The organism is Terriglobia bacterium, assembly GCA_020072645.1.
In the GTDB taxonomy this organism is placed as follows: domain Bacteria; phylum Acidobacteriota; class Terriglobia; order Terriglobales; family Acidobacteriaceae; genus Angelobacter.
Genome location: JAIQGK010000003.1, coordinates 368,392 through 393,220, shown reverse-complemented (window position 1 = coordinate 393,220; position 24,829 = coordinate 368,392). Strand labels below are relative to the sequence as shown.

The window sequence follows — 24,829 nt, the reverse complement described above, 5'->3', positions numbered from 1 at the left end:
CTGTATGGAAGTTGTACGTGTGGAGCACTTGACGAAGATTTACGGCCACGGCGATGCGCAGACCGTGGCTCTCATCGACGCCAATCTCAGTGTGAACAGCGGTGAGCTGGTGGCTCTGCTCGGTCCGAGCGGCTCCGGCAAGACCACCCTGCTGACAGCGATTTGCTGCATCAATGAGCCTACGCATGGCCGCATTGAACTGGATGGCGTGCCAGTTTTCGATGAAGGGTGGATGGGCGTTGATGTTCGGGCCCTGCGACGCCAAAAAATGGGAGTAATTTTCCAGTCGTACAACCTGATTCCCTTCTTGACGGTACTGGAAAATGTGGAACTGATTCTGTCTCTCAACCATATACCGCAGGCAGAAGCGCAGGACCGGGCCATGGAACTGCTTGAATACCTGGAAATCGCACACCGCTGGCATCACTATCCCGGCGAGATCTCGGGCGGTGAACAGCAGCGGGTGGCTATTGCTCGGGCACTTGCCAACCATCCTAAAGTATTGCTCGCCGACGAACCCACGGCCGCTCTGGACACAGAACGAGGCAAAATCGTGATGCGGCTCCTCCGCAAACTCAGCCGCGAGACAGGAGCCGCCGTGATCGTGGTGACGCATGATGATCGAATGGTTGAGGGCTTTGATCAGGTGTATCGAATTGCAGACGGGGTAATTCAATGACGGCAGCCGGCAATATTGCCGTTGGATGGGACAAACGCGCGGTCAGCATAGAGGAATCTTTCCTTTCTCCCATTGGACATCGAAACCAGAAAATGAAAGGTTGAAAATCATGGAACCATTTCCACATCACTATACCGTTACAGCATCTGCCAATGTGGAGGGCGATGTTGTAATTGACGCACAGAGGCTGCCCAGGCTCGTCACTGCCACGCCGACCGAGTTTGGCGGGCCAGGTGATCGGTGGTCTCCGGAAACTCTGCTCGTTGCTGCGGTGGCAGACTGCTTTGTACTGACTTTTCGAGGCATTGCCGCCGTCTCAAAGTTGTCATGGATTTCGCTTGATTGCGAAGTGACAGGCGCCCTGGACAGGGTCGAACATGTGACGCAGTTCACAGGGTTTGTTGTGCGCGCTCGCCTCAAGGTGTCTCCCGAAACTAATAGGGAACAGGCGGTCCGGATGTTGACGAAAGCCGAACAGACATGTCTGGTGACTAACTCGCTCAAGGCTAGGTCCCAGCTTGAGGCTGCAGTTGATGTTGCGATGGCTGCGTAATGATTTTTACAAGTCCAACAAGGCAGTCTGCCGCCTGACGATCAACCTACCCTAAGATAGGAGACTCGAATCGAAAGATGAATTTACTCCGCGATTCTCGCCGTTATCTGTTTTTCACGGGAAAAGGTGGCGTCGGTTCTTTCAACTCCGCCCCGAGTCGAAATAATCTCGATTTTGCCATCAGTTTCCATGATAACTACATGCATATAGATGTAGGGGCCTATGATGCCCATCTGCCCCGCTTTGCGCGTTGTGATCGCAGTCACATTGAATGTTCACCTCGAGTGGAGATGGAAGCGCTGCAAACAGGGCTGCTGCAGTGTGTCCTATCACAGATGTGCGTGAGCGAAGTCACGGGACAGCGACTATGCGGACGTTTCCGGTGTTTTCATTTATAGAATGATTTCGAAAAACTTTCATTCACGGAGAAATACGATGAAGACATCATTAGTGAATAGATTTTACAAAAAGCTTGTGCTGCTTACAGTCGCGCTCAGTTTGCTGCTCACAGCTTCGCACGCAATCGCCCAGATGGGTGGCGGACCTGGTGGAGGCCGAGCCATGCGCGGTCCCCTGTATAACGTCTCGACTGAAACCACGCTGAAGGGCACGGTGGAAGAAGTTCAACAACTCACCGCCCAAACAGCCGGCAGTAATCAGCCGATGTGGGGAAACTGCCCGAGAGGGTGGACGGGCACGCACATTGTTCTGAAGACTGATGAAGGTGCCCTGGCCGTACACGTTGGACCATCGGCTTTCCTTAGTCAGAAGAATTTCACGCTAGCGAAGGGTGACAAAGTTACTATCACTGGCTCAAAACTGCAGTATCAGGGATCGGATTTCTTGATTGCTAAAGAAATCACAAAGGGAGACCAAGTGCTGACACTGCGTGATGCCAACGGATTTCCACTGTGGGCAGGGGCGCGCAGAGCATACCCGATGCCGAACCCTCCGGCAAATTAATGACCTCGGTTCCAGCATCCTGAATATGCCAATACCGACATGTAGATGCGGGCGACAGGGCGATGGAAGCTGTCGCCCTGCTCTTGCGCGTATCGAGTGACAAGCCATGGTAGACGCCGGTTTCTCGCCTTTGCGCGGGCGCCTCCAGACGCAGGACAGCCTGCTCCCCGTACGGATGTGCGTGGGGAGAGTTTCTACTTCATAGGCACGCGGAGAGGGTTGTGCGGTTTCAGGATAGAGTTGAGGCGAGGATCTATGTCATCTCAACCAGGAAATGCGTTCGCGGCAATGGGGCGCGAGGATTTATTGCTCGCACTGGAGATGTTCGCCAAGAACTGGCTCGCCCATGATGGCTGCTGGTTCCTTGCAGCAGAAGAGCGCTTTGACATGGAGACCGCCATCGATCTAGACGCTCGCTCCTGGAAGCGCTTCGCCTCCGCCGAGGCCCGCCGCATCATGACTACTTTTAACATTCCGGCTGGCGGAGGGCTTCATGCCCCTGGAAAGAGCCCTGCGCCTGCGTCTCTACGCGGTCATCAACACTCAACGCACCGAATGGTCGGACGACCGCAAGCATCTGCGCTTCTTCATGGATCTCTGTCGAGTGCAAGGCGCCCGGCGCCGCAAGGGTCTGGCGGATTTGCCTTGCAAAAGTGTGGGTATCATTGAGTTCGAAACGTTTGCTGCGACAATCGATTCACGAATACATACGACCTGCTTGCACTGTCCTCCTGACGCAGCTTCTGGCCAGTATTGTGGGTGGGAGTTCACGATTAACTGATCGGCGTGCCGCTGAAAGGTCAAGATCAGCCAGTTATCTTGATCGCGAGCGTTCGTTGAATAGAGGTTAGATTGATATTGCGAAGTATCGGAACTTACCAAGGCGGGTCTTTGACAGGGCAGCGTTCTAACCAACTGAACTACGTCCCCAGCTTGTTTTCAGCGGGTTAGTGGGAAACCCGCATCTTTACTGTACTTCCCTGCTGTCAACTGTGTCGCCTGTTTCAACCGTTTCCACCCCATATATCAAGAATTCGAGGCGAAACGGACACCATGGACACCACGCGAAAAAGTAACCAGAGCATCTGTCCCTGCTCTGTGAATTAAATTGTAACAGAGGAATCCGAAATTTTGGGCAGCGCCGTGATTCTTGCGGTTGATTATGCGCTGGCAATAGCCCTGAACACAATTCCAAACGTCTCATAGAGGTAGAGTTCTGTGGAGGCCAAGAGCTCTCTTTGGTCATCGGTGAGTTTGCCTTTTGAGAGGCCGGGCTGGACGATGAAGATTCTAAATTCCGGCAACAATGATCGCGATTGGGCCCGAATCTCTTGTAGTTGCTTAAAATCTCCACGCTCAAACCTAGATACCCCGGTCTTCTTCATTCGGTATTTCTCACGATTCATCAAATGGATCAGGAAACGATCCACATTCTCACGCCACTTTCTGCTGCGCTGAGCTTGTCCGCAGACCTCGTAGAGGTCCTTCACCCTCGCACCAGCGATCTGTTTTGTAAATTTGCAGTGAAATAGATCCACAAGTAGAGTGCCACCGGATACTGCAACACCAACAACGTCCGCTGCTTCGCCTGGAGCATCATCGTCGTATACCAGGGCATATTCCCGATCCCAATCCGCCGACGAAACGACCTCGATCGTTCGTCGTTGAATCGTGTCTGTTCGTTTTTGAATCGTCTGAGACTCCTTCGTGAGGTCAACACCTTTCCAGTCCCATGTTTGGATTTTCTCTGAGTTAAAGATGGGAAGCCTTGGCTTTCGCGGCCGGAGCAGTTGATCACCTCGGCTAAAGCAGTCCTTCTCGTATCTAATGATCGGATGTGCGAGTGAGAAGAATTCCGACAGTTTGAAAGATTTCCTACCAACTCTTAACAGAAGGTCCTCGCCATCAGGCCTGTATACGACGTTCTTCTCAAGAAATTTCAGTCGATAAGATGCCGAAAATTCTTCGGTGAACACAGAAAACCTGATTTGCTGCCCAGGCGCCGGATCGATCAGATCGATTCCAACATCGAAAAAGGGCGCCTTCACAGTTCCGTGGTCGATGACAATCGATTCCTCACTGCGCTGATAAAACTCGTCTGGCCACTCAATTGTCAACGGATACAAGTCTGGCGGCTTGACGATATCTTCGGGAACCATTGAATCTTGCAGAAATGAATCGGGTTCGATCAAAGGATCGATCAACTTGGCCCCGACTCCGACACACCATTTCTTCCATTCCAGCAGGTCCTTGGCTTCCTGCCAGGACCAAATTCTGCCCTTCTTGGAAGCGCCAATTGTCACGCGCGATGTCCCGTCAAATCCATCTCCGAAAACGTGAGTCTTCTCCTTACCGTGCAATTGTGAAGCGTCCATAAATGCCTGGATATCGGCGCCTGTGAACATCATGAACCGGACAGATCGCCGTAATCGGTCATTTAGGCCTCCGTTGTGTAGTAACAGTCGCTTGATCCCATGCAAAGCCTTAAAAGGAGTTGAGCCGGCGATTAGCTCCGCGTCCTCGCCCGCCACAATCCTTGCAAGATCTTCGTGGACACTGGAGTTATTAGAACTGTTAATGAAGAGCAATTTCGTCTGCGGGTCCCAAAACAACGCATAGAGATCGAAAGTCTGATTGCTGAAGTCAAAGGTTTCCGCCCACTCGACCGCCTCTGCGATACCCGTAATAAAATAAGCCGTATTTTCCGTCAGGCTGATGCACGCCTCACCCAGAATTCGCGACGCGATAGAGCATTCATTTATCCTCCACGGCTTCCATTTTCCAATGTAGGTCCGATAAACAACCGTGCTCATCTTGGGCGAGACATTTTGAACGGGAACCATTTGGTTGTCAGACGTGAAGCTTTGATAGAACGTTTCCTTGCTGGCCTGGTCCTCGGTCGCTCCCTCCGTCAACTTCGTCAATACCTTGTTCCAATCGGCCCCCTCTCCTTGCGCGTATAACTCGCGGACAGATTCGTCCACTTCCGCAACGGCACGATTTACGATAATGGTCGCGTCACCAACCTTTGGGTTTACCCGGGTAAACCGGCCGGTAAACTGAATCGTCACAGCTAAACTTTGGTGGATATCGTGCAGCGCGGCAATTTTCAGCTCAGGGAAATCGAAACCCTCTCCAAACATCGCGACGCATATCGCGATTCGCGATTTTCGGTCGTAGAGTTGCTGCAATCGGGCTTGTAGCTCCTGCTGCTTCAAATCGCTATGTACCACTACCGGCGTGAACTCTGGCGCAACTCTGTCGTAAATGTCTTTCAGGTACTCTGCTTTCGCGATATTTGCCGCCCTGGCCATCACCAAATGGTCGAAGCCTGAGCCTAAGTCGGTCTTGAGTTGCTCGCTTGCCGCTGTCGCCACCGCCTGATCAGGCTCCACGTAATCCCACAATTCCTTCAGTACAATCTTTTTGAAGTAGCCGTTCTCCTGTGCTTTACGGAGTGGGTAATTGAAAATGACTTGGCCATCCACATGCTGTCCATCGTTCCGGTAAGGCGTTGCCGTAAACTGCAAGACTGGCCTGCCGGCAAACCGTGATCGCATCCTGTTCCACGTCGCGGCCCTTACGTGGTGTGCCTCGTCAATGAAAAGGTGACTACAGCATGAAGCCAGCGTGATTTGGTCGAGGTCGCTGAACGTCCCGAGCAGCGGCATCGTCGTGACGATTACATTGCAAGCGTCGCAAAAGGTCCGAATTTCTGCAGGATTGTCCAAACCAGACTTCAGAGTGCCGACAACGGGGTACCTCACATCGGTCGGAAGAAGCCCTGAATCGATCAACACACCAAATTCCAAAAACTTGTTCGCTAGCTGCGTCCGAAGCGCGTCGGTCGGCACTACTACCAACAGGCAGCTCGGCTGCCTGAGAGCCATCAAAGCCACCATGCTATCGGTCTTGCCTGTGCCGGTGGGCATCACAATAGTGGCGACATCTAAAGACATCTCCCAATGGCCAAGTGCCTTATGAATAGCCCCAATCTGCGGTGAGCGCAGACCCGCCGTCTTGATCGTTAAATCAGGATTTCGCGTTTCTCGAATGAGTTTGAACTTGTCCTCCCAACTCGACACGGCAAAGCGCCGACGATCGATGATTGCCTGCCACTTGGGATCGTCCAATTCGTAACGCTTAGCCCATTGGATTCCACCCTCTGATTCCCACAATGCGTCGTCGACACCATCCGGCAGTGTCGTGCGACGTGTCTTACTAATGAGGATTTTTCTTCCAGAGTGTTCAACTTGGCGGGTGTCTGTTCCGTCGATCTCACCAGCTCCACGACTTATACGGAAGCCAGGGAACTTTAACTGCTGGATTACATTCTTCCCGAGGCGTTTCGAGAAGGCATATCTCCGCGGAATTTCAGACCATTCATCTCTGTTCAAGGCACTACTCTTGCGTTTTTGCATGCCCGATGCTACAGGCAATTTGTTTGGCCCAATTCTCCAACTTCCGTGTCAGGCAGCCTCTCACATATAGAACCGATACGATGGATTTGGGATCTGATTCTCTGGCAACTCCGTCATTAGCATTCCAACCCGCCGCGCGAAAGAAATCGTGATTGGAAAACGCCCAAGACCTTCGCTGGAATTCCAGTTCATCTTCGTGAGCGCGAGAAGCTCTCTTGCTCGTTCCCGAATATCTGTCTTTCCGCACGACCCGATCTCCAGTGGGGCTGGAATATGAGGACCGGGATACTCGTCCCACCACGCAACATATCCGCTGGTGAACAGATATGACTCGTCGCCCACGCTGCACAAGGTTCCGCGCCAGGGCTCTTGCATTCCCTTGCGGATTAGCCGGAACGCCGTACTTCGCATCCACATCAACTCGCATGCCGATACTTTCGATTCTGCGACAGACCGGAACCCCGCTTCTTCTTCCGGCTGATAGATGCTTGTCTTGTGCACCACCACTCGCCCGGGAAGCATTCCGGCGCGATCCTTGTACTTGTCGAGAACGTCCGCCATCAAACTTGCAGATTGAGACTCTGTCAGATACGGCTGACGATCCCTGCGCTGGTTATGCGGAACCAGAGATCCTTTCAGAGCGAACGGCTCCACGTCGTTCGAGAACGCCTGCGCCACGCTCGCGTAAATCACATCACCTTCTCTGCGTTTAAGATGATGAAATGAAATCCCGATAAAACACGTATTGCCAGGCAAATCGCCTGGCCGCCACGGTTCATGTCCAGCTTTGTAAAAAAGAGAAGTCGCTAGATTCCAAGCTCGCGTCGCAAAACTCTGGCCTTCCTCATCGGGCCGAAGGAATGTCTCTGTGCGGATGACCTGTATCGGGACAGGATTCTGATGCGTCATGATGCGCGCTTTTAGCGCTCGATAGAACGTCCGAAACAGCAAATCCTCAGCAGTTGTTCGTAACTCTTCGGCCGCCTTCATTTCCTCCGGTGTAGGCTGGAAGAGAGACATCTGTTCTTGCTCTTCTTCTCGCTGAAGCCGCTCGAGAATCTCGCGTTCCTTTGCAGACAATTTCGGATTGCTGATCCTCAAGTCTGCCAACTCATCAGGTAAACACACGATGATGCAGTCAGGGCGGGTATCGCCAAAAAGACCTTGAATTCTAGAGTCAAACAGATCGAGCAGCTCGTCAAACCGCTCAGAAGGTGCAGCGCGGTGGAGCGCCAGGTTCAAACGATCATCGTCCAGCGGACGAATAAACCGATCATCTGCCACGAAGGTCGCGCCGAAGACCTGCCGCGCACCAGGCCAATCCCGATATCGTTTCGCGCTCTTCTCGCGCGCTATCGCGACCCCGTTCAATCGGGGGAGCCAATTCCGCGCGAATTGAACGTCCGCTGCGGGACCGACGATACCGATGCGAAGCTCGTTCGGTGCAGCCGCTTTGTCCGCTGCGCCGTACTTTGCCATGATGCGACGTGGTTCGACGCCCGTTGCATTGCCTCCGAACAACAGTACAGGTTCAGGCAGACATTCGATTCTTAAGTTCAGGCTCATTGTTGCTCAATCCAATCTCCGGCACTTCTACTGTCAAAAAATTCGTGTCGATGAGCAAATCGTCGACATGCAGGTCGCCAACGTTGATCGTTTCGGCACCACGACCGATAAAATTAGCCCAAAATGCGAGATCCGCCTCCACGTTCTTATTCCGATCAAACTTAATGCGACGTGTCGCCTTGGCAGCGCGCGCAAAAGACGATAGAGGCGTCCTCGCATTCTGGCCCGTAAACATGTAGAAGGGTTTAACGCGAAGACACCACGATCCTCCGAGATCCACAACCTCATAACCAAACCCTTCATTTTCGAACCAAGCTCGTGGCCCGTCCGCGCGCCTCTTGACAACTTCCCGCTTAATCCCACGCCTTTGGGCACTGTTCCACACGACCATTCGCTCGCCCTTCTTCGTGCCCGCGAAATAGGCACGATGCTTCCCGGCGTCCTCAAGAATCAATCCTTGATCTTCGAACCCGAGGAAGTGGTACTCCACGTGGTTTCGTAATAGCCAAGATAGAACGCGCTTTGAATCTGGACATGCCTCGATTTCCCGGCGCAGGAGAGCTATGCTGGACTTCTTATCAATGATAGGGTCGAGCAGCGACAGCAAAATCGGAAACGGCACGAAACTCCATAATTCAAGCCCTCCTGCACGCCGCACGAACGTTCCGCATTCCGATAAATCAACGCTGGACGGGCGCTGATGTAGCGGTACAGTCAATCGAATGATTGAGACCTTTTCGGGTACAGCAGTAAATGGAAGAACATTGAGCACGTACAGTCCTGTCGGAACATCCGACCGCGCCACGCTGCGCGATCCCGCAGACGCTTGGGCTTGTGCCACAACAGCCGTAAATCGTGATTCGACAGGGCTGTGATAAAAGGCTGACGTACCTCCCGAGGTCGCCATTAGCTGGGCAACGTCCATCAAACCCGTCCCAGCTCGTTCCATCGCCTTGAGCCCAAAAAAAATGTCGCACAGAGAAGGATTCCGTTGATCGGTCACACTTTCGGACACTAGGATTCTGCCATCCGATCCGAGTCCCAGCTTTCCAGCCAATTTCGGCGTGAGTCCACCTGGATTGGTGAATGTAATTTCTGCCCCAGGCTGCACCTCAATGCTGGACTTTTCCGGAATCTCATAATCGCGATGCACCAGCATGTTGACCAAGAGTTCGACGAGAACCCGCGGAGGATACGGCACCTCATCGCTATGTACCCGCCGTTTCTTAACTTTTAGTGGCGGGTTAACTTCAGCACTTTCCAGTTTTTCGAGAAGTCGCCGGTGCTGAGTGATTAGGTTGCCGTCGTATATTTCACGTTTCTTACCAGCTTCAGTGAGCGAGACAACGGCGTGTGGGAAGAATTCCTGGGTCCGCCGGCCAAAAAGCAAAAGGGCTCCTGCCGTGACTCTATCGCCGTTCTCATCAGGAACGACGAGGCCTTGCTCACGCATGAGTGGAATCAGTGTCTCTCTCGTCAGTGGAGCCCGCCCCAGCCGGGTGCAGTACTCTCGCAGTACAGAGAGCGTAAGATCTAGATCAACGTCATCGAGTGACGCGCTTTGAATAACGCTTTCATCGAATGCGTGGATGCTTTCTGAAGCCCGGACGGCGTTTTCTGGCACCGCATATCGGTCTTGACCGGCGAGTTCTTTAGACAGCTCACTAAAGAGCTCGTCAAATCCGTCGATCTTGAGGAAGCGGAAATTAGAACCGAGCCGACCCGCCAATCTTTCGACGTTCGGATGTGGAGTTTCGCCACCCCTGATGCACCAATAAATGCCCGCCGGAAAATCAAGTCGGCCGTCATTGGTCTGCCTAAACAGTCCTTCCATGATCGACGATTCCGAACCTCTATAACCAACGACGATTACAGGTGACGCGTCGAGCATGGGCCGAAGTCTGGAAATCAGCGGCTCATCCAACGACCCGGTTTCGCCACTCGCATTCCGATCCGAGTAGTGTTCCGCGCGACCATGCAGCCAAATGATTTGGCACTTGCTATAGATACTGAATTGGTCGTAATCGCCGCTGTAACGATTGACTTCGTCAATTCTGCGGATGTGCGGTTGCCGTTCCCTAAACGCATCTGGGAGGCACGTATCGAAATTCGTCGTCAGAATTGTTCGGACAAGCCCTCGCATTACAAAATCGGCCAGAACCTTGTAACCAGGGCTGATGCCATTCACAGGTCGCATCAGATCAAGAATGATGCGTTTACGGAATTCGGCGGGAACCAGCAGGTGCTCTACGGCGAGAGGAAAATTCTCGGCTAGACGATCAGAACCGGGGATGAACCACGGTAGGCTCTGGAGCCACGACTCCCATTCGGAAGGCTTGACTCGCTCCGGCGGGCGACTATTTCGCAGGACGCTCTCGGAATACGAAATGCGTGCAATCTGCTTAACCGCGGTTGCTGCAGTCGGAACGCCCGACCGGAAAGAGGCTCCGGCGCCAAGCAAGAGAAGAGGCCAGGGGCGGTCTCCCGGCCGCAGAAGTGAGGCAAGCACCGACAGCGCCTCTTTACTACCATTGGTAACTGACATTTCACAACCTCAGAACAAGATTCCCAGGAGTGTGAGGCCCACAGGCAGCTCAATTGCCTATTGCTTCTCTTGATGGCGGGCATTATCAAAAGGAGTACATTAAGAATATACCTCGCTTCATTCGGCGTCAATCGTGCTACACTTTTGGTGCATATGCAGGTCGGCTTTACACCGAGGCAAGTCACCCGTTTAACGGGGGTTCCATACTCAACGTTGAATCTTTGGGCGAAGAAGGGTTTGATCCGGCCAAGTGTTTCCGAGGGCGTGGGTTCAGGAAGCGAGCGCATTTACAGCTTTAGTGACCTAGTCGCCCTAAAAGTAGCGTTTGAGCTGCGAAAGTCAGGCGTCACGACTTCCTCGCTCAAAAAAGTCGTGAAATTTCTGCACGAAGACGAAGAGATCGAAAAGCCGCTTTCAGAAGTCCGACTCGTAGTCACTGGGGGCGATGTGGCTATTGTCCGTGAGGGAGAGCTTATCAGCGTCCTTTCAAGACCTGGTCAAGGCTACCTGAGCTTTGTTGTCGATTTACCGCGGATGCTTGGAGAGCTGGTTAACGTCGCCGATGCGACGAAAGCTTTTGCATACGGAATCGCATCGGTATCTGGCTCAAAAGAAACGGTCAAAAAGCAGCCGAAATCCGCCCACGGCAGCAATCGACCCAAGCGCGCCCGAAGGTAATACTTCAAACAAAGGTAGGCGCCTATTATACGGCCTCTGCGAATACCGTCTTCATCTCGGAGCATAACGATGCCAGCTGCTTTTCAGGCATCCGTGGACTACGCCAGACATGGTCCGAGCGGCGACGATGAGATGATTTAGGAAGACTCAACTTTACCCGATGACGCCGAATTTTGCCTGGTACGCATGGACATAATCGTCGTCTTCACAGATGCATAGCCCAGTGCGCGCCTTCAGTGTCAGCTGCGTCAAGAATTCACCGAGCGGCCTGGTCACATCGATGCGAGTCGTTGTGGTCGTCTCGGCTGTCTTACCAACAGCGCGCTTCGCGAGTGCGCCGGCAAGGAGAATTCCTGCAAGTGCTGATTGGTGGGCAAGTGGTACATGTAGTTCCTGACGTGGTAGACCTACAACGCCAAGCGGAATAAGACCACCGCCACATACGCCCTCCACGTAGAGTTCGCGAATCGGTCTCCCCTCATAACGCAAAACCTCCTCGAGTGGCAGGTGAAGGCTCTGCGCCACAGCCGATAACAGAGATCTATCGACACCAGCCCCGCTGTGCAACAATGTTCGCACGTCTGCCACGAGTTGAGGGATCGCTAGCGCGGCGGCAACGAGTTCATCCTCATTTGGAGCCGTGCCGGTCGGCAGGTATAGACATGCGAGACATGCGCCCGCACCGTCGAAACGACCATGCACGGACACGCCAAGATCACCCGGCTGAGTCCAGGCGTTAGCAATCCATTCGGGCAAGCCAGCTTGCACAGAACGGCGGTCGGCCGCGCTGTCCACTGCAACGAGAACGTGTCGCCAAGCGTATCCACATTCCTGCACGAACTCAGCCCATTTCACTTGATGGCGTATGCACTTGAGCTCACGAAGGTAGTATTCCTGAGCAATTTCCACCTTGGGTCTGGCCTCGTCGGCCTGGTTAGCCAGCACGTAGCGCTGAAGATTGCTGAGTTCCAGGCACTCGTGGTCGACGATGTGAATCGCGCCCCTTACAGGGGAGCGCCCGAGCGCCCACACGGCCCCGTTACCGACTGCGCCCACGCCGACGAGTGCCGCTTCTCCCGTGAGACTCCAATTGTCATTCGGAATATTTGTCGGAGTCTCACTCTGCTCGCACGAAAATGTCGATAGCCGTACGTCAATGTTTGGGAGGCGGTCCGATTTGGGTAACAATAGGTGCGCAAAAATATTGCGCACAGCGAGGCAGGCAGCCGCACCCGCACCAAGCGGATTTGATGAAGATCCTGTTCGAACTGGCTCACTCACGGAAAGCAAAGCATCCCATCCGTGACTGCCGGCAAAGTAAGTGGTTTCGAAACGAGGAGTTCCAGAACCAATTCCGATTCCAACGGAAGCTCCACGCCGAAACTCGATCCGCGGGTTGATCATTCGAGCAACCCTCTCTAGGCGCTCGCCTTCTGATGAAAGCTCAGCCCTCACTTCTAAGCAAGGGTATAATCGCGCGAGCAATCTGATGGAGAGGTCGGCCAGTGCTTTACCCTCGTCGGATATTGCTGCCTCTTTATCAATTGCCAACCCAACATTCGCCTCCTCGAGGCTTCTTCGAAAGAGATCAGGCGCAAATCCGGCGATGACTTGTGAAGCCGCTAGTGCTGCCCGATCGTAATATTCCGCTAGCGCCACTATGTCACCTTCACCAGATCAGCTTTTTGTTTGGTCCAACCGTCTGGCTGGAGGCGGTATATCTCGGTCGAAGACGTGAAGAGACCCGCGCGGCAAAACTCCGCTGCGACGATGGAAAGGCCGCCCAGTGTTGCCACGATTGGATAGGTATCATCCGTTTCGGAATGATACGCCTCGTCTGGGTGGGCATGGACCTGAATGGCCAAGACTTCGCCTGCTTCGTAGAGCCACACGTTGAGGCGGTGAAGCTCGTCGCCTTCGACACGTACGCACAGCCCGCTATGCAGGCGATACGAGTTTTGTTTTGGAACGTGGGCCGTCAGAATGTTGAACAATCGACCCTGCTGCCGACCACTCCAGAGTACAAAAGCTTCGTACCCCTTGGCGCCCGCGCTGCGCAGGATCCCCTCAGTCTCTTTAACAACCTTTGCGGGCACTTGAAACTGCTCCACCTGCGTGAGCGTCACGACGGCACCTCTCGTTGAATAAATCCCGAGATGCGAGGTTGTAGTGATACTTGGTAGTCGGAAATCGGCTGCACTCCATACTTTGCAATGGTCTCCAGCAGTCGGACAAGACGACCTGCACCGGCGCGACGGTGTAGCTCCCAAGCATCGCCAGAATGTCCTGGATGCTCGTGATATTCACGAACACCGGCAATGCACAAAAAAGGTATATCCTCCGGTCCATACCACTGCATCAGCGGCTGCTGGGAGATAAACCGCGCCTGCGCGCCGAGCGGAAGCTGCAGACCCGGAATGGGTGAGCCACCCGTTTCTACAGACCGCTTGAGATGAGTGGGAAGCTCATTCATTTTGTACGGCTCCGAGGTGAAGGGATCAACTAGGCGCACGGAGGGAGGCCGCATATCGTAGTTCGTGTAGTCGAACGCAACGCCGGTAACGATCGCTGGAGGCGTAAGCTGCGGCGTCGCGAGGACGACGAGAACCGATGGAAACTCAGCTTTGACCAGCAGCCAACCGCGCCGACGGTAGTCTGCCTCAAGGTGTCGATATTCGGCGAGCTCACGATCGAACTTCGCGCGTGACACCTGCGGGTCAACAAATTGCTCCGGACTCACTATGCTCCGCCAACTCCTGCCTTGAGATTCAGGAACAACCGTATGTCCGCGGGAAAACCGAAGTCGGCGATCTTCTGGTCCAAAGAAAGTGGAGCGCCGGCAGCGTCCCTCAGTTCCCAGTTGTCTGGCGGTTGTCCTGCATTTCCGGTTTGTTCTAGCGCCCGAGCGATAACGGTTCGCAACGGCGCGTTCTTGTTCGCGCGGACCACCGTCGGCTGGCCATTCACCACGATAGCGAGATCTATCTCGTTGTCAGGCATCCTGCCTCCATTCTTGACAAAGTGTAATACACATAATACACTGTGTCAAGTGTGATGAAAGTCGCCGGTTTGGCGTGCTTCGATACATTATGATGACACCTCATATGAGCGTTCTGGAAAAGCCAATTGCGTATCATCCTTCGCGGCCTCCAACCGCTGTCTACCCCGACCGCCATCAAATAGCGCGGTATCGCGATAAGGAATTTCCACCTACCGCTACAGACTCGGAGCGCGTCTTCTCTATCAATCTAGAGGGTTGCTTGTTTTCCCCTGGTGCGCTCAAAGAAATGATCCTCCCACTCGGTCAGTCCATACGCAGAGGGGTTTACGGTTCAGCTGCGCTCGTCATCGTGACGTCCGACGAGGCGGTCGTAGAGTTTCTGGAGGCTTTGGCTGAGAAACACGAGCTGCCAATTTTTCTTTCCTCAGCTCCCGATGCGCCGCTAAGTCAAGCGCGACCCATTGGGGCTCTCACTACGGTCGAAATGCAAACCTACGGATTGGTTCGAAGCGCTGGCGGCGAAGTGACCAGCTCCCGAGTCGCAGACATCGCAGGCATAGAAGTGAACGCCGCTGTCAATCGCCTGAGCGCTCTCGCAAAGAAAGGATATGTCCAGCGAGTGAGCCGGTCGCGTCGGGAGGGGGACGCGTTCATTGACCTGCTATCTGCAGCGGAGATGAGCGGCGCCGCGACAACCGGCATTAAACAGGTGTTCAGCGGAGGCTCGGAATTTAATATTCCAGAGGAAGTTCGCGCCAGCGTTGAGGGACTAGCCAGGATGCAGGGATCCGATCCGTCCGAAGTCTTACGGCGTGCCTGGTGCGAATTCCTCGACCGGCACCGCGACGTCCTTGACTCGGAGTCACAAGACGTCAGGCGCATGCTTAAAGAAAACGACAGAGAAGGATTAGCCGCGTATGCGAACCGCCATAACCGTGAGCGTGCAAAGCAAGCTGCTGCACGAATTAAGCGGTAGGTCGACCACTGAGATTCAGAGCATTCGCCCCGTGAACGGTCGACAGCCATTTCGATGCCAAGGCGGCTCCTTCATCTGTGAGAGATACGAACTCAGAATCACGCTACGATGCCTCGTTTCCGATCTCGGTTTCGAGTCGAGCACGAGGTTTGCCGAGGCTCGTGCACACCCTATCGTCCATGCGTTCGAAACCCAGCGCGCGACGGAACCAATCGGAACGCGGACGGTCGGGCCCGCAGCCGGCGATTTAACCGTTCATCGCCTTGGGCATGGGCACGATCACCGTGGGGCAACCTGGTACGATCAGGCCGAGCGAGTCGTTTGGTTATGTGCGTATCGGCTGCATCGGTCCGGCGAGGACGATGACGCATTCCCGTACTTTCACGATCTGATCGGCGCAGGCGCCCTAATGCCGACGGAGGATGACTACGCGGCATTGTTTGAGGACCGTGGTCGGCGCTTCGTAGAAACCCTCTACGAGGACGCCCAACAGCTTCTCGACCGCGCTCGCTCAAATGTTGGAGTAGAGCAAGTTGGTATCCTCGGCGGCGAGGAAACAGCTGCCGTATTAGTCGAGGTTGTCGACACATTGCACGACACGTATGTCGCTTTCTCCGTCGCGGGCATGGACACCTCGCGCTTACTCATGATCCTTGGAGCTTTCGATACGGAAGCTGCGTTCAGCGACTGGGAGTTGGTAGAGAAGCTCCCCACGCGAACTCTTCGTGCTCATGATGGCGAGATCTGCTATCGCATCCTCCGTAGCTGAGAGCCATATGCAAACGGAGACTCGGGTGGAATTTTTTTCCTGCCGGGGTGCTTAGCGGAACTGTGCATTTACTAGGGCGCTTTATCTACTGCGATTATCTCTAATCCTTTGTTATAGTTGAAGGCCACCAGCGAATTGCTTCCCCTTGGATCTTTAGGTGCGTGCGAGCCTTCGGCTTGCAGTGTAAGTCTCTGCAGTACTTGAGTTTACGGGAAAATGATTTTGGACCAACTCAAACCGAACGTCATTGTACGGGGATCAATATTCCCGGAACCGGTGCAGATCATTGTTGCCATTCCGATGGGTACCTCGGTAAAGCTGGTCGGCAAGGGTCTAAACAGCAATTTGGTCCACGAGCCAATCCTCAGCCCAGAACAGATTGCCCAATTGGAAGCAACGCCTGAAAGGGAGCCCTTTGACGGTGACCCGAGCCGATTCCGCATCGGCGTCGAGGCGTTTCGCCTAGGGCTGGCATACGAGTACGACCCGTATTTCTCTCTCTCGATTGCGCGGGTTGATCCCCTGCCACATCAACTTGAAGCAGTCTACGACTATTTCCTCACGATGCCGCGCATTCGCTTCCTTCTTGCCGACGACCCAGGTGCAGGCAAGACGATCATGGCCGGCTTGCTGCTCAAGGAGCTGAAAATTCGCGGGCTAGTGAAGCGGACTCTCATCATTACGCCGGCAAGCCTGTCGTTCCAGTGGCAACGTGAGATGAAGGAAAAATTCCGCGAGCAGTTCGAGCTGATCCGCAGCGATGTGCTCCGAGCAAATTACGGGATGAACCCGTGGCAGGAGCGGAATCAGGTCATCACCTCCATTTCGTGGGTCTCCCGAATTGAGGACGCGAAAGACAGTCTGCTCCGCAGCCGTTGGGATTTGATCATCGTTGACGAAGCCCACAAGATGGCAGCGTATAGCGCGGACAAGAAGACCCTGGCATATCGTTTGGGCGAGTCGTTGTCGGGAATGACTGACCATTTCCTGCTGATGACTGCCACGCCTCATAAAGGCGATCCCGAGAATTTCTGCCTGTTTCTCGAACTACTCGACCGGGACGTTTATGGCAATGTAAAAAGCCTCGAAGAAGCCATGCGCCGGAACTACGCTCCGTTCTATCTGCGGAGGACCAAAGAAGCGTTGATCTCGTTCCCAGACCCGGAAACCGGCAATGTTACGAAGCTGTTCACGAATCGAACCGTAAACACCGCATCGTTCGACCTGGACGGCGACGAATATGACTTCTACGATGCTTTGACTCGCTACGTGGAGGACCAGTCCATCAAGGCCGCACAGGAAGATACGCCCCGCAGCCGTGCTCTGACCTTCACAATGGCCATGCTCCAACGACGATTCGCGTCCAGCATTTACGCCGTTCACCGCAGCTTGGAACGCATGCGCGAGAAGCGGAAGAAGATTCTCGAGGATCCACGGGAGTATCTGCGCAAGCAAATGGATATCCCTGAGGACTTGGATGATCTGCCGGAGGAAGAGCGCGAAGAGTATATCGAGGAGATTGAAAACGCAGCAATCAGTTTTGACCCGACTGTGCTGAAAGAAGACATTCAGCAAATCGGCCGGCTGATTGACCAGGCGAGGGTGCTTGAGCATCGCGAGATCGAATCCAAACTGGTGAAGCTCAAGAAGGTTCTGAGCGAGCTTGAAATCTTCTCGAATCCGAAGATAAAGCTCCTAATCTTCACCGAGCACAAAGACACACTTGATTACCTCGCCGGCGACGGCAAAGACGGGCGTCTGCTTGGCAAGCTCCGCGAATGGGGTCTCAAGGTCACCCAGATTCATGGCGGCATGAAGATTGGCGATCGCGACACACCGGGTACGCGTATTTATGCCGAGCGTGATTTCCGCGAGGAAGCCCAGGTTCTCGTAGCTACGGAGGCAGCCGGTGAGGGCATCAACCTGCAATTTTGCTGGTTAATGATTAACTACGATATTCCTTGGAACCCGGTCAGGCTTGAACAGCGAATGGGGCGTATACATCGCTACGGGCAGGAGCACGATTGTCTCATTTCCAACTTCGTGGCCGTGAATACGCGAGAAGGCCGCGTACTCCAAAAGCTGCTAGAACGGTTGAGCGAGATCCGGCGCGAACTCGGCACCGACCATGTTTTTGACGTGATAGGCGAAGTCTTTCCGTCGAACCTCCTTGAAAAGCTATTCCGGGAAATGTACGCCAAGCGTACTGACCTGCCGAATATCGAAGCGCGGATCGTGCGTGAAGTGGATGCGGGTCGCTTCCGCAAAATCACCGATTCGACACTGGAAGGATTGGCGAAGCGCGAATTGAATCTGGCGTCTATTGTCGGCAAATCGGCTGAAGCCCGCGAGCGGCGCCTGATCCCCGAGGTCATTGAGGATTTCTTCACGACGGCAGGCCCAATCGCTGGTGTCAATCCCCGCCCTGTGCAGAAAGACGGGCATGTCTATCGCGTCGGGAAGATTCCTCGCACGCTCGTGCCTATTGGCGAACGGCTGGAAGGCAGGTTCGGCAAACTCGGACGCGAGTACCAGAAAGTAGTTTTCGATAAAGCATTGCTGCCGGCAGACCCAACTTTGGAATGGGTCACTCCCGGCCACCCGCTATTTGAAGCGGTGCGAGACGATGTCACCGCAAGGGTGACTGACGACCTTCGGCGCGGCGCCGTTTTTTACGACTTGCACACAAAGACCCCGTACCGCCTCGATGTTTTTGCCGCGTCCATCAAGGACGGCAGAGCGAACACACTTCATCGCCGACTCTTCATCGTAGAAGCCACTTCAAGCGGTGACCTCGCCATCCGGCAACCAACGCTATTGCTAGACGTTTCACCCGCGCCGAAAGGAACACCGGTTCCCGACGGCAGTCGATTGCCAGATCGCGCAGGAGTTGAACGCGTACTGGTCGATTTAGCATTGAAATCATTCCTGGCGGAAACAGCGGCGCAGCGCGACAAGGAAGTGGACACGATCTCGCGGCACATGGAGATTTCACTTGGCGAACTGATTCACCGCCAGAACTTGCAGTTGGCGGAACTCGTCGGTCGCCAGCAGGCAGGTACGACCATTCCAGGGCTCGATGGAAACATCGCTCTTTCCGAGGCACACCTCGATGAGTTGAACAATCGCCTGGAGAACCGCCGAGCGGAATTGCGGAACGAGAAGCAATGCACCATCGGTGACATCCAGCACCTTGGGCGGGCCTGGGTCTTGCCGCATCCCGAACGAGATGCGCCGGGAATTGCGCCAATGGTTCGGGATGAGGAGATCGAGAGAGTTGCCGTAGAAGAAGTAAAACGGTACGAGATTGCCCGGGGTTGGGTAGTTGAAAGTGTAGAGGCGGAAAATCGTGGTTTTGACTTGATCTCACGGAAGCCGCACCCGCACGACGCGAAGACGTTTACCGATGTTCGGTTTATTGAAGTGAAGGGCCGTGCGGGTGTCGGTGAAGTCGCGCTGACAGCCAATGAATACAAGACTGCCGAGCGCCTGAAGCGGGATTACTGGTTATATGTGGTTTTCAATTGCGGGTCGAAGGCTGAACTTCACATCGTGCAAGAGCCGGCGCGGTTGGGTTGGGAACCCATCGTGCGAGTTGAGCATTACTACGTGGGCGCAAACGAAATCGTTGAGGCTGCTGAATGAGTGACCCGCGGTCTGTGTTGCAGGCAAAATTTGTTGAAACGAATCGCTTTGATAATTTCGGCACGGTGCTGACGCAAATGAGAGTATATGGCTTTCGCTGCCACGCCGATACGACCGTCGAGGTTAAGAGTCCAATCACGGCTTTTTGCGGGATAAACGGTACAGGAAAATCAACCCTCCTTCAGCTTGCAGCTGTCGCGTACAGAAATAACCCGAAATTCGCCCTTTCTTACTACATCAAGGATTTCCTAGTCGTTGGCACATTGGACCCCTCCCCATTCAAGATGGACGCGAGAGTCGAATACAAGTTCTGGCAGAAGGATCACAGCCTGAAACAACTGACTATTTCTCGTAACGCGGCAAAGTCCAACTGGTCTGGATACCGAAGGCGCCTTGAGCGACCTACGCAATTCGCGGGTGTGGGCCTGTACCTTCCGCGAATCGAAATGCGTGATTTTATTGTCCGGTATGCGTCGAAGCTGAAGGTTGACAGTTCCGAAGGCGTTGCTGAACACATCAAGAAGTGGACCTGCAGAATCATGGACCAGTCGTATGACGATATGCAGCGGCATACAGTTTCTTATTCCGACCGGTCAAAAGCCGTCGTTTCGGTAAAGCGCGGGGGCAATATGTATTCAGAAGCGCATATGGGGTGCGGCGAAGGGCGTATTCAATATCTCGTTACCAGCCTCGAAGCATTGCCGCAACAAAGCTGTGTCCTGATTGAGGAGCCAGAAACATCACTGCACCCTCACGCGCAACGCGAGTTTGGTAATTTCTTGGTTGACGTCGCGACTCGCCGCGGTCACCAGATTTTTCTAACAACACACAGCGACCCACTGCTCGCTGCCCTGCCGTCTTTATCGACTGTGTATATCCACAATTCATCGAGCGGTATAAAGGTCGTTTATGGCCTTACTTCAATCGAAGCGAAGAGCCTGATGTCAAAGGGGTACGACAAAGCACTCAATGTGCTAGTCGAAGACGATGTCGCGCGGGCGATCTTGACTGAACTGATACGACGGATAAACCCGACAGCATTATCGACGACCGGAATCTATGCCGCTGAGCGCGGGGCAGAAGACCTGAAAACGACCATTCGGACCGTTGCAGAAGCCGGCTTGCCAGTCGCGGTAGTTTTGGATGGAGACAAACAACCAACGCCGAAGGAAAATATATTCGCTCTTCCCGGAACGCTGCCACCCGAAAAGGAGCTGTTTGCCAGTGCTGCAGTCCGTGCCTTTGTCCAGGTGCAGTACGGGACGGATTTAGGCGATTTTTCTGCTGGTCTACATGGCGTGGACCACCATCAATGGTGCACCAGACTCGCGCACCATCTCGCTGTCGCCGAAGAGGCTTTAGTCTGGGAGTTGGCCCGAGTTTACGCTAAATCAGTACCTGAGACGTTAGCTGCCGCGCTCGTTGGTCAGCTGCAGGAAGCGAGCCGGAAAAAGTGATTGCCCAACCCAAACGACTCATTGAGGTTGACCTCCCGATCAAGCGCATCTCGGAGCACGCTCGGCGCGAGAAGAGCATTCGCCATGGGCATATCTCGACACTGCACATTTGGTGGGCCAGGCGTCCACTCGCTGCTTGTCGTGCTGTCATCTGCGCCTCACTCTGGCCTGATCCGGCAGATCCATTGTGCCCCGAGAGTTTCCGACAGACAGCTCGTCAACTGATGGCCAAATGGGCAAAGAATCACCTCAAACTGCTCACGCACGAGAGCTATGAACGGTTTCTCACTTTTCAAAACGATCCTGGCAAGCTGAACGACAATAGGCAATTGCAAAAGGCACTTTTGGATTTCATCGCCGATTTTTCCAATTGGGACAATTCCGCGGTTCCCGAATATCTCGACACCAGCCGTGCCCTCACCCAGTCTGCGCACGAGGGATTGGGCGGCGCACCTGGCACTCGCCCGCTCCTGGCGGACCCATTTGCCGGCGGCGGATCTATTCCGCTCGAAGCACTGCGCGTGGGGGCAGACGCTTTTGCTAGCGACCTCAACCCTCTCCCAGTTCTGCTCAACAAGGTCGCTCTTGAATATGCTCCTAAGTACGGCCAACGCCTTGTTGACCAGGTGCGAGAATCTGCCGCTACCCTACGAGCAGATTTGGAACGAGTATTGCGCGACAACTACTTCACGGAAGACAGCAGCGAGAACCGACTTGTGTTCTTCTGGGCAAGAACCGTCACATGTGAAGGTCCGGCGTGTGGTTACCGGTTTCCGCTTTTGCGTTCGTTATGGCTTCGCCAAAAAGCGACACGGGGAGTAGCTCTATCCTTTGTGAAGAACCCACAGAAAAAAGAGGTGGATGTCGAAGTCATTTCTCCTACTTCGGCAAATTCTGTCGGTGGCGGGACATCAAAGCAGGGAGCAGCCACCTGCCCTGTTTGCGGTTACACGACGCCCGTCGAGCACATCCGACAGCAGCTTTCCGAGAGGCATGGCGGCGCAGCTGAAGCTAAGCTTCTGGCTGTCGGATTAGCGAAAGCGGGCGAAGTTGGAAAGTATTACCGCCGACCTACCCATGATGAACTTCGGCAGTTTGAAAGTGCGAGAGACCTCTACAACAGGGAAAAAGATCTAACGTTCAACGGCAATTCACTGATCCCAACCGAAGAGCTCAATCACCTCCGAGGTTTCTTCAATGTGGTGCTCTATGGAATGCGTGCGTGGGGAGACCTGTTCAGTCCACGGCAAGCTTTGCTCATGACCACATTGACAAAGCTGATTCGTGAAGCGCACGAAGCACTCAGAAAGACGGACTCAGAATTTGCAGAGGCGGTTGCTACGTGTCTCGCCCTAGTAGTTGGGAAGGTCGCTCAATACAACTCGTCCTGCTGTCGTTGGAAGCCCACGGGCGAAACATTGGTAGACATGTTTGGACGTCAGGCAATCCCTATGGTTTGGGATTTCGCCGAAGCGTATCCATTTGGCCGAAGCACGGGTGACCTCGCTCAGTATGTAGATTCGTTCTGCGTGGTGCTTGAAAATTTGGTGAGCCTTCAAGGGTCATCTGGAACAGTTGAACAATCCTCCGCAACAAAGCATCCGTTGCCGGACGATTCTGTTGATGCTCTCGTAACAGATCCACCCTATTACGATGCGATCCCTTATGCCGACTTATCAGATTATTTCTACGTTTGGTTGCGCCGTATGCTTCTCGAGGTTCACCCACAACTTTTCGGTGAGCCGCTGTCGCCCAAAGCTGACGAGTGCGTGACCCTTGCACACCGGGCCGCAATGTATCGTCACAAGGACCGCAGCTTTTTCGAGCGAATGATGACAGTGGCGATGTCTGAGGGACGTCGCTATACAAAGCCATCCGGCATCGGTGTTGTTGTTTTTGCTAACAAGTCTACGGCCGGTTGGGAGGCGATGCTCGGCGCATTAGTCGAAGCAGGCTGGGTTGTCTCTGCTTCTTGGCCGATTGATACTGAGATGTCGAGTCGGCTGCGCGCTCAAGATTCAGCCGTACTTGCTTCATCCGTCCATCTCGTTTGTCGCCCCCGAGAGAATTACGAGAATACCTCACGAACGGAGAACATTGGGGACTGGCGTGACGTATTGCAGGAGTTGCCTCGACGAATCCACGAATGGATGCCACGACTATCCGAAGAAGGGGTTGTTGGGGCGGACGCGATCTTCGCTTGCCTCGGTCCGGCCCTAGAAATCTTCTCCCGCTACTCGCGTGTGGATAAAGCCAGTGGGGAGACTGTCACGCTTAAGGAATACTTGGAGTATGTCTGGGCCGGCGTTGCCAAGGAAGCTCTCACTGTAGTTTTCAAAGGCGCTGACGCGAGTGGCTTCGAAGAGGATGCGCGGCTAACTGCAATGTGGCTTTGGACACTGTCCGCTGGACAGAATGGCAAGGGGGGCGCTGCTGGGGAGGAAGCACAGGAAGAAGAGGAATCAGAAACGGGTGGCAACATGCCGAAAGGGTACGTGCTGGAATTCGATGCAGCCAGAAAGATCGCCCAAGGGCTCGGTGCGCGCCTCGAATCACTAACGTCTTTGGTGGAAATCAAAGGCGAGACCGCCCGCTTGCTGCCGGTTGCAGAGCGCACGCGAAAACTCTTCGGAAATGAGGAAGGCGACAGCATGGCACCGTCGCGAAAAAAGAAAGCACCTCAAATGCAACTCGGATTCGTAGCGGAGTTGGAGCAAGCAGAAGTGGCTGGCACATGGGGTGCGAAGGGAGCTCCAAGCCTGGGCACGACGGCCTTGGACCGAGTACATCAGTCCATGATTCTGTTCGCTGCAGGTCGCGGTGAAGCATTGCGCCGCTTCCTGGTAGATGAAGGTGTGGGACGTGATGAGCGGTTCTGGCGGCTGGCGCAGGTGCTTTCGTACCTCTATCCGTCGAGCAGTCAAGAAAAGCGGTGGATAGACGGGTTGCTCGCCCGAAAGAAAGGTTTGGGCTTCTAGTGACAGCAGGATTGTCCGCGGAATGGTTTGGCAAGTTCGTTGAGACCGTGCAGATGCACGAATCGTCGGTGCCTCTGCGGGAAGCAGCAATGCGGGGACAGCTGGGACGCTGGACCGAAGCACTTACGTCGGTCGTATGCGCAACATGTGGTGCTCTCGGCTGGGAGGCATCCGCCAAAGGACACATTTCAAAGTTGTTGCCGGTGCCCCGTTCCGAATACCTAGTGCTCGATGTGGTTGCATTCGAAGCTTCTGGCGACCGTCGCTGGCGGTTCCCGGTGGCGGCATTTGAGCTAGAGAATAGCAAGGCTGACGACCGGGTTGCGTATTCACTTTGGAAAGTCTTGTGCATTCGAGCACAATTGAGGGTCGTGTTTTGTTATCGGCGCGACGCAGACGAAGGAAATGCGCTGGTGCGGCACCTGTCAGAGCAGGTTGCGCACGCGATGGAACTACAGGATCGCGCCGCACTTACTGGTGACACATTGCTGGTTGTCGGTTCTCGAAGCGAAGCAGCGACCTTTCCATATGGCTTTTTTAAGAACTGGCTTTTTGACACGAACGTCGGAAAGTTCGCTCGGCTATGACTGGAGCGTAA

17 protein-coding genes and 1 pseudogene are annotated in these 24,829 nt (G+C 54.2%); 11 read left to right on the top strand and 7 right to left on the bottom strand.

Features of this window, described 5'->3' with window-relative positions:
• Window positions 1–4 precede the first annotated feature (4 nt).
• The 4 genes and pseudogenes from LAO76_05280 to LAO76_05265 all read left to right on the top strand — a co-directional run bounded on the left by LAO76_05280 (window position 5) and on the right by LAO76_05265 (window position 2,976).
• Window positions 5–679, top strand: coding sequence for an ABC transporter ATP-binding protein (locus tag LAO76_05280; protein MBZ5490328.1), 675 nt, complete (start codon window positions 5–7; stop codon window positions 677–679).
• Window positions 680–788: 109 nt separating this feature from the next.
• Window positions 789–1,232, top strand: a complete 444-nt coding sequence (locus LAO76_05275) for an OsmC family protein (protein ID MBZ5490327.1) — start codon at window positions 789–791, stop codon at window positions 1,230–1,232.
• Window positions 1,233–1,667: 435 nt separating this feature from the next.
• Window positions 1,668–2,195: a hypothetical protein gene (locus tag LAO76_05270; protein MBZ5490326.1), complete on the top strand. Its 528-nt coding sequence runs from the start codon at window positions 1,668–1,670 to the stop codon at window positions 2,193–2,195.
• Window positions 2,196–2,483: 288 nt separating this feature from the next.
• Window positions 2,484–2,976: pseudogene (locus tag LAO76_05265) on the top strand (DUF6125 family protein).
• A gap of 379 nt (window positions 2,977–3,355) precedes the next feature.
• On the opposite strand, the gene LAO76_05260 reads toward LAO76_05265, so the two are convergent.
• Genes LAO76_05260 through LAO76_05250 form a run of 3 tightly spaced genes read right to left on the bottom strand, consistent with a single transcriptional unit; the run spans window position 3,356 to window position 10,727 of the window.
• On the bottom strand, window positions 3,356–6,616 hold the full coding sequence (locus LAO76_05260; protein ID MBZ5490325.1) for a DEAD/DEAH box helicase family protein: 3,261 nt from the start codon (window positions 6,614–6,616) through the stop codon (window positions 3,356–3,358).
• A gap of 60 nt (window positions 6,617–6,676) precedes the next feature.
• Entirely contained in the window at window positions 6,677–8,182 is a 1,506-nt protein-coding gene (locus LAO76_05255; protein MBZ5490324.1) for a hypothetical protein, read from the bottom strand.
• Window positions 8,148–10,727, bottom strand: a complete 2,580-nt coding sequence (locus LAO76_05250; GenBank protein MBZ5490323.1) for an SIR2 family protein — start codon at window positions 10,725–10,727, stop codon at window positions 8,148–8,150. Before LAO76_05250 ends, LAO76_05255 begins: the two co-directional genes overlap by 35 nt.
• 72 nt (window positions 10,728–10,799) lie before the next feature.
• Between LAO76_05250 and LAO76_05245 the strand changes: the two genes are divergently transcribed.
• Window positions 10,800–11,405: a MerR family transcriptional regulator gene (locus LAO76_05245; GenBank protein ID MBZ5490322.1), complete on the top strand. Its 606-nt coding sequence runs from the start codon at window positions 10,800–10,802 to the stop codon at window positions 11,403–11,405.
• Window positions 11,406–11,558: 153 nt separating this feature from the next.
• Here the strand turns inward: LAO76_05245 and LAO76_05240 are convergent, their stop codons facing one another.
• From LAO76_05240 to LAO76_05225, 4 genes are read right to left on the bottom strand one after another with little or no spacing between them, the layout of a single operon-like run.
• The gene (locus LAO76_05240) at window positions 11,559–13,064 is read right to left on the bottom strand and encodes an E2 ligase fold family C protein (protein MBZ5490321.1); all 1,506 of its coding nucleotides are present in this window, start codon (window positions 13,062–13,064) and stop codon (window positions 11,559–11,561) included.
• Complete coding sequence (locus tag LAO76_05235) at window positions 13,064–13,531, bottom strand: hypothetical protein (protein ID MBZ5490320.1); 468 nt, start codon at window positions 13,529–13,531, stop codon at window positions 13,064–13,066. The genes LAO76_05240 and LAO76_05235 overlap by 1 nt, the downstream gene beginning before the upstream one ends.
• The gene (locus LAO76_05230) at window positions 13,528–14,145 is read right to left on the bottom strand and encodes a hypothetical protein (GenBank protein MBZ5490319.1); all 618 of its coding nucleotides are present in this window, start codon (window positions 14,143–14,145) and stop codon (window positions 13,528–13,530) included. The genes LAO76_05235 and LAO76_05230 overlap by 4 nt, the downstream gene beginning before the upstream one ends.
• A complete protein-coding gene (locus LAO76_05225) occupies window positions 14,145–14,405 on the bottom strand; it encodes a DUF2604 domain-containing protein (protein ID MBZ5490318.1) in 261 nt (86 codons plus the stop codon). Before LAO76_05225 ends, LAO76_05230 begins: the two co-directional genes overlap by 1 nt.
• Window positions 14,406–14,509: 104 nt before the next feature.
• On the opposite strand from LAO76_05225, the gene LAO76_05220 reads away from it, so the two are divergent.
• The 6 genes from LAO76_05220 (at window position 14,510) to LAO76_05195 (ending at window position 24,818) form a co-directional block, all read left to right on the top strand.
• Window positions 14,510–15,382, top strand: a complete 873-nt coding sequence (locus LAO76_05220) for a hypothetical protein (GenBank protein ID MBZ5490317.1) — start codon at window positions 14,510–14,512, stop codon at window positions 15,380–15,382.
• Window positions 15,383–15,791: 409 nt separating this feature from the next.
• Entirely contained in the window at window positions 15,792–16,151 is a 360-nt protein-coding gene (locus LAO76_05215) for a hypothetical protein (GenBank protein ID MBZ5490316.1), read from the top strand.
• 216 nt (window positions 16,152–16,367) lie between these two features.
• Complete coding sequence (locus tag LAO76_05210) at window positions 16,368–19,796, top strand: DUF3883 domain-containing protein (GenBank protein MBZ5490315.1); 3,429 nt, start codon at window positions 16,368–16,370, stop codon at window positions 19,794–19,796.
• Window positions 19,793–21,253: an ATP-binding protein gene (locus LAO76_05205; protein ID MBZ5490314.1), complete on the top strand. Its 1,461-nt coding sequence runs from the start codon at window positions 19,793–19,795 to the stop codon at window positions 21,251–21,253. Before LAO76_05210 ends, LAO76_05205 begins: the two co-directional genes overlap by 4 nt.
• Window positions 21,250–24,231 (top strand): DUF1156 domain-containing protein, encoded by a 2,982-nt coding sequence (locus tag LAO76_05200; GenBank protein MBZ5490313.1) that lies wholly within the window; start codon window positions 21,250–21,252, stop codon window positions 24,229–24,231. Before LAO76_05205 ends, LAO76_05200 begins: the two co-directional genes overlap by 4 nt.
• Window positions 24,231–24,818: a hypothetical protein gene (locus LAO76_05195; GenBank protein ID MBZ5490312.1), complete on the top strand. Its 588-nt coding sequence runs from the start codon at window positions 24,231–24,233 to the stop codon at window positions 24,816–24,818. Before LAO76_05200 ends, LAO76_05195 begins: the two co-directional genes overlap by 1 nt.
• The last annotated feature ends 11 nt before the right edge of the window (window positions 24,819–24,829 follow it).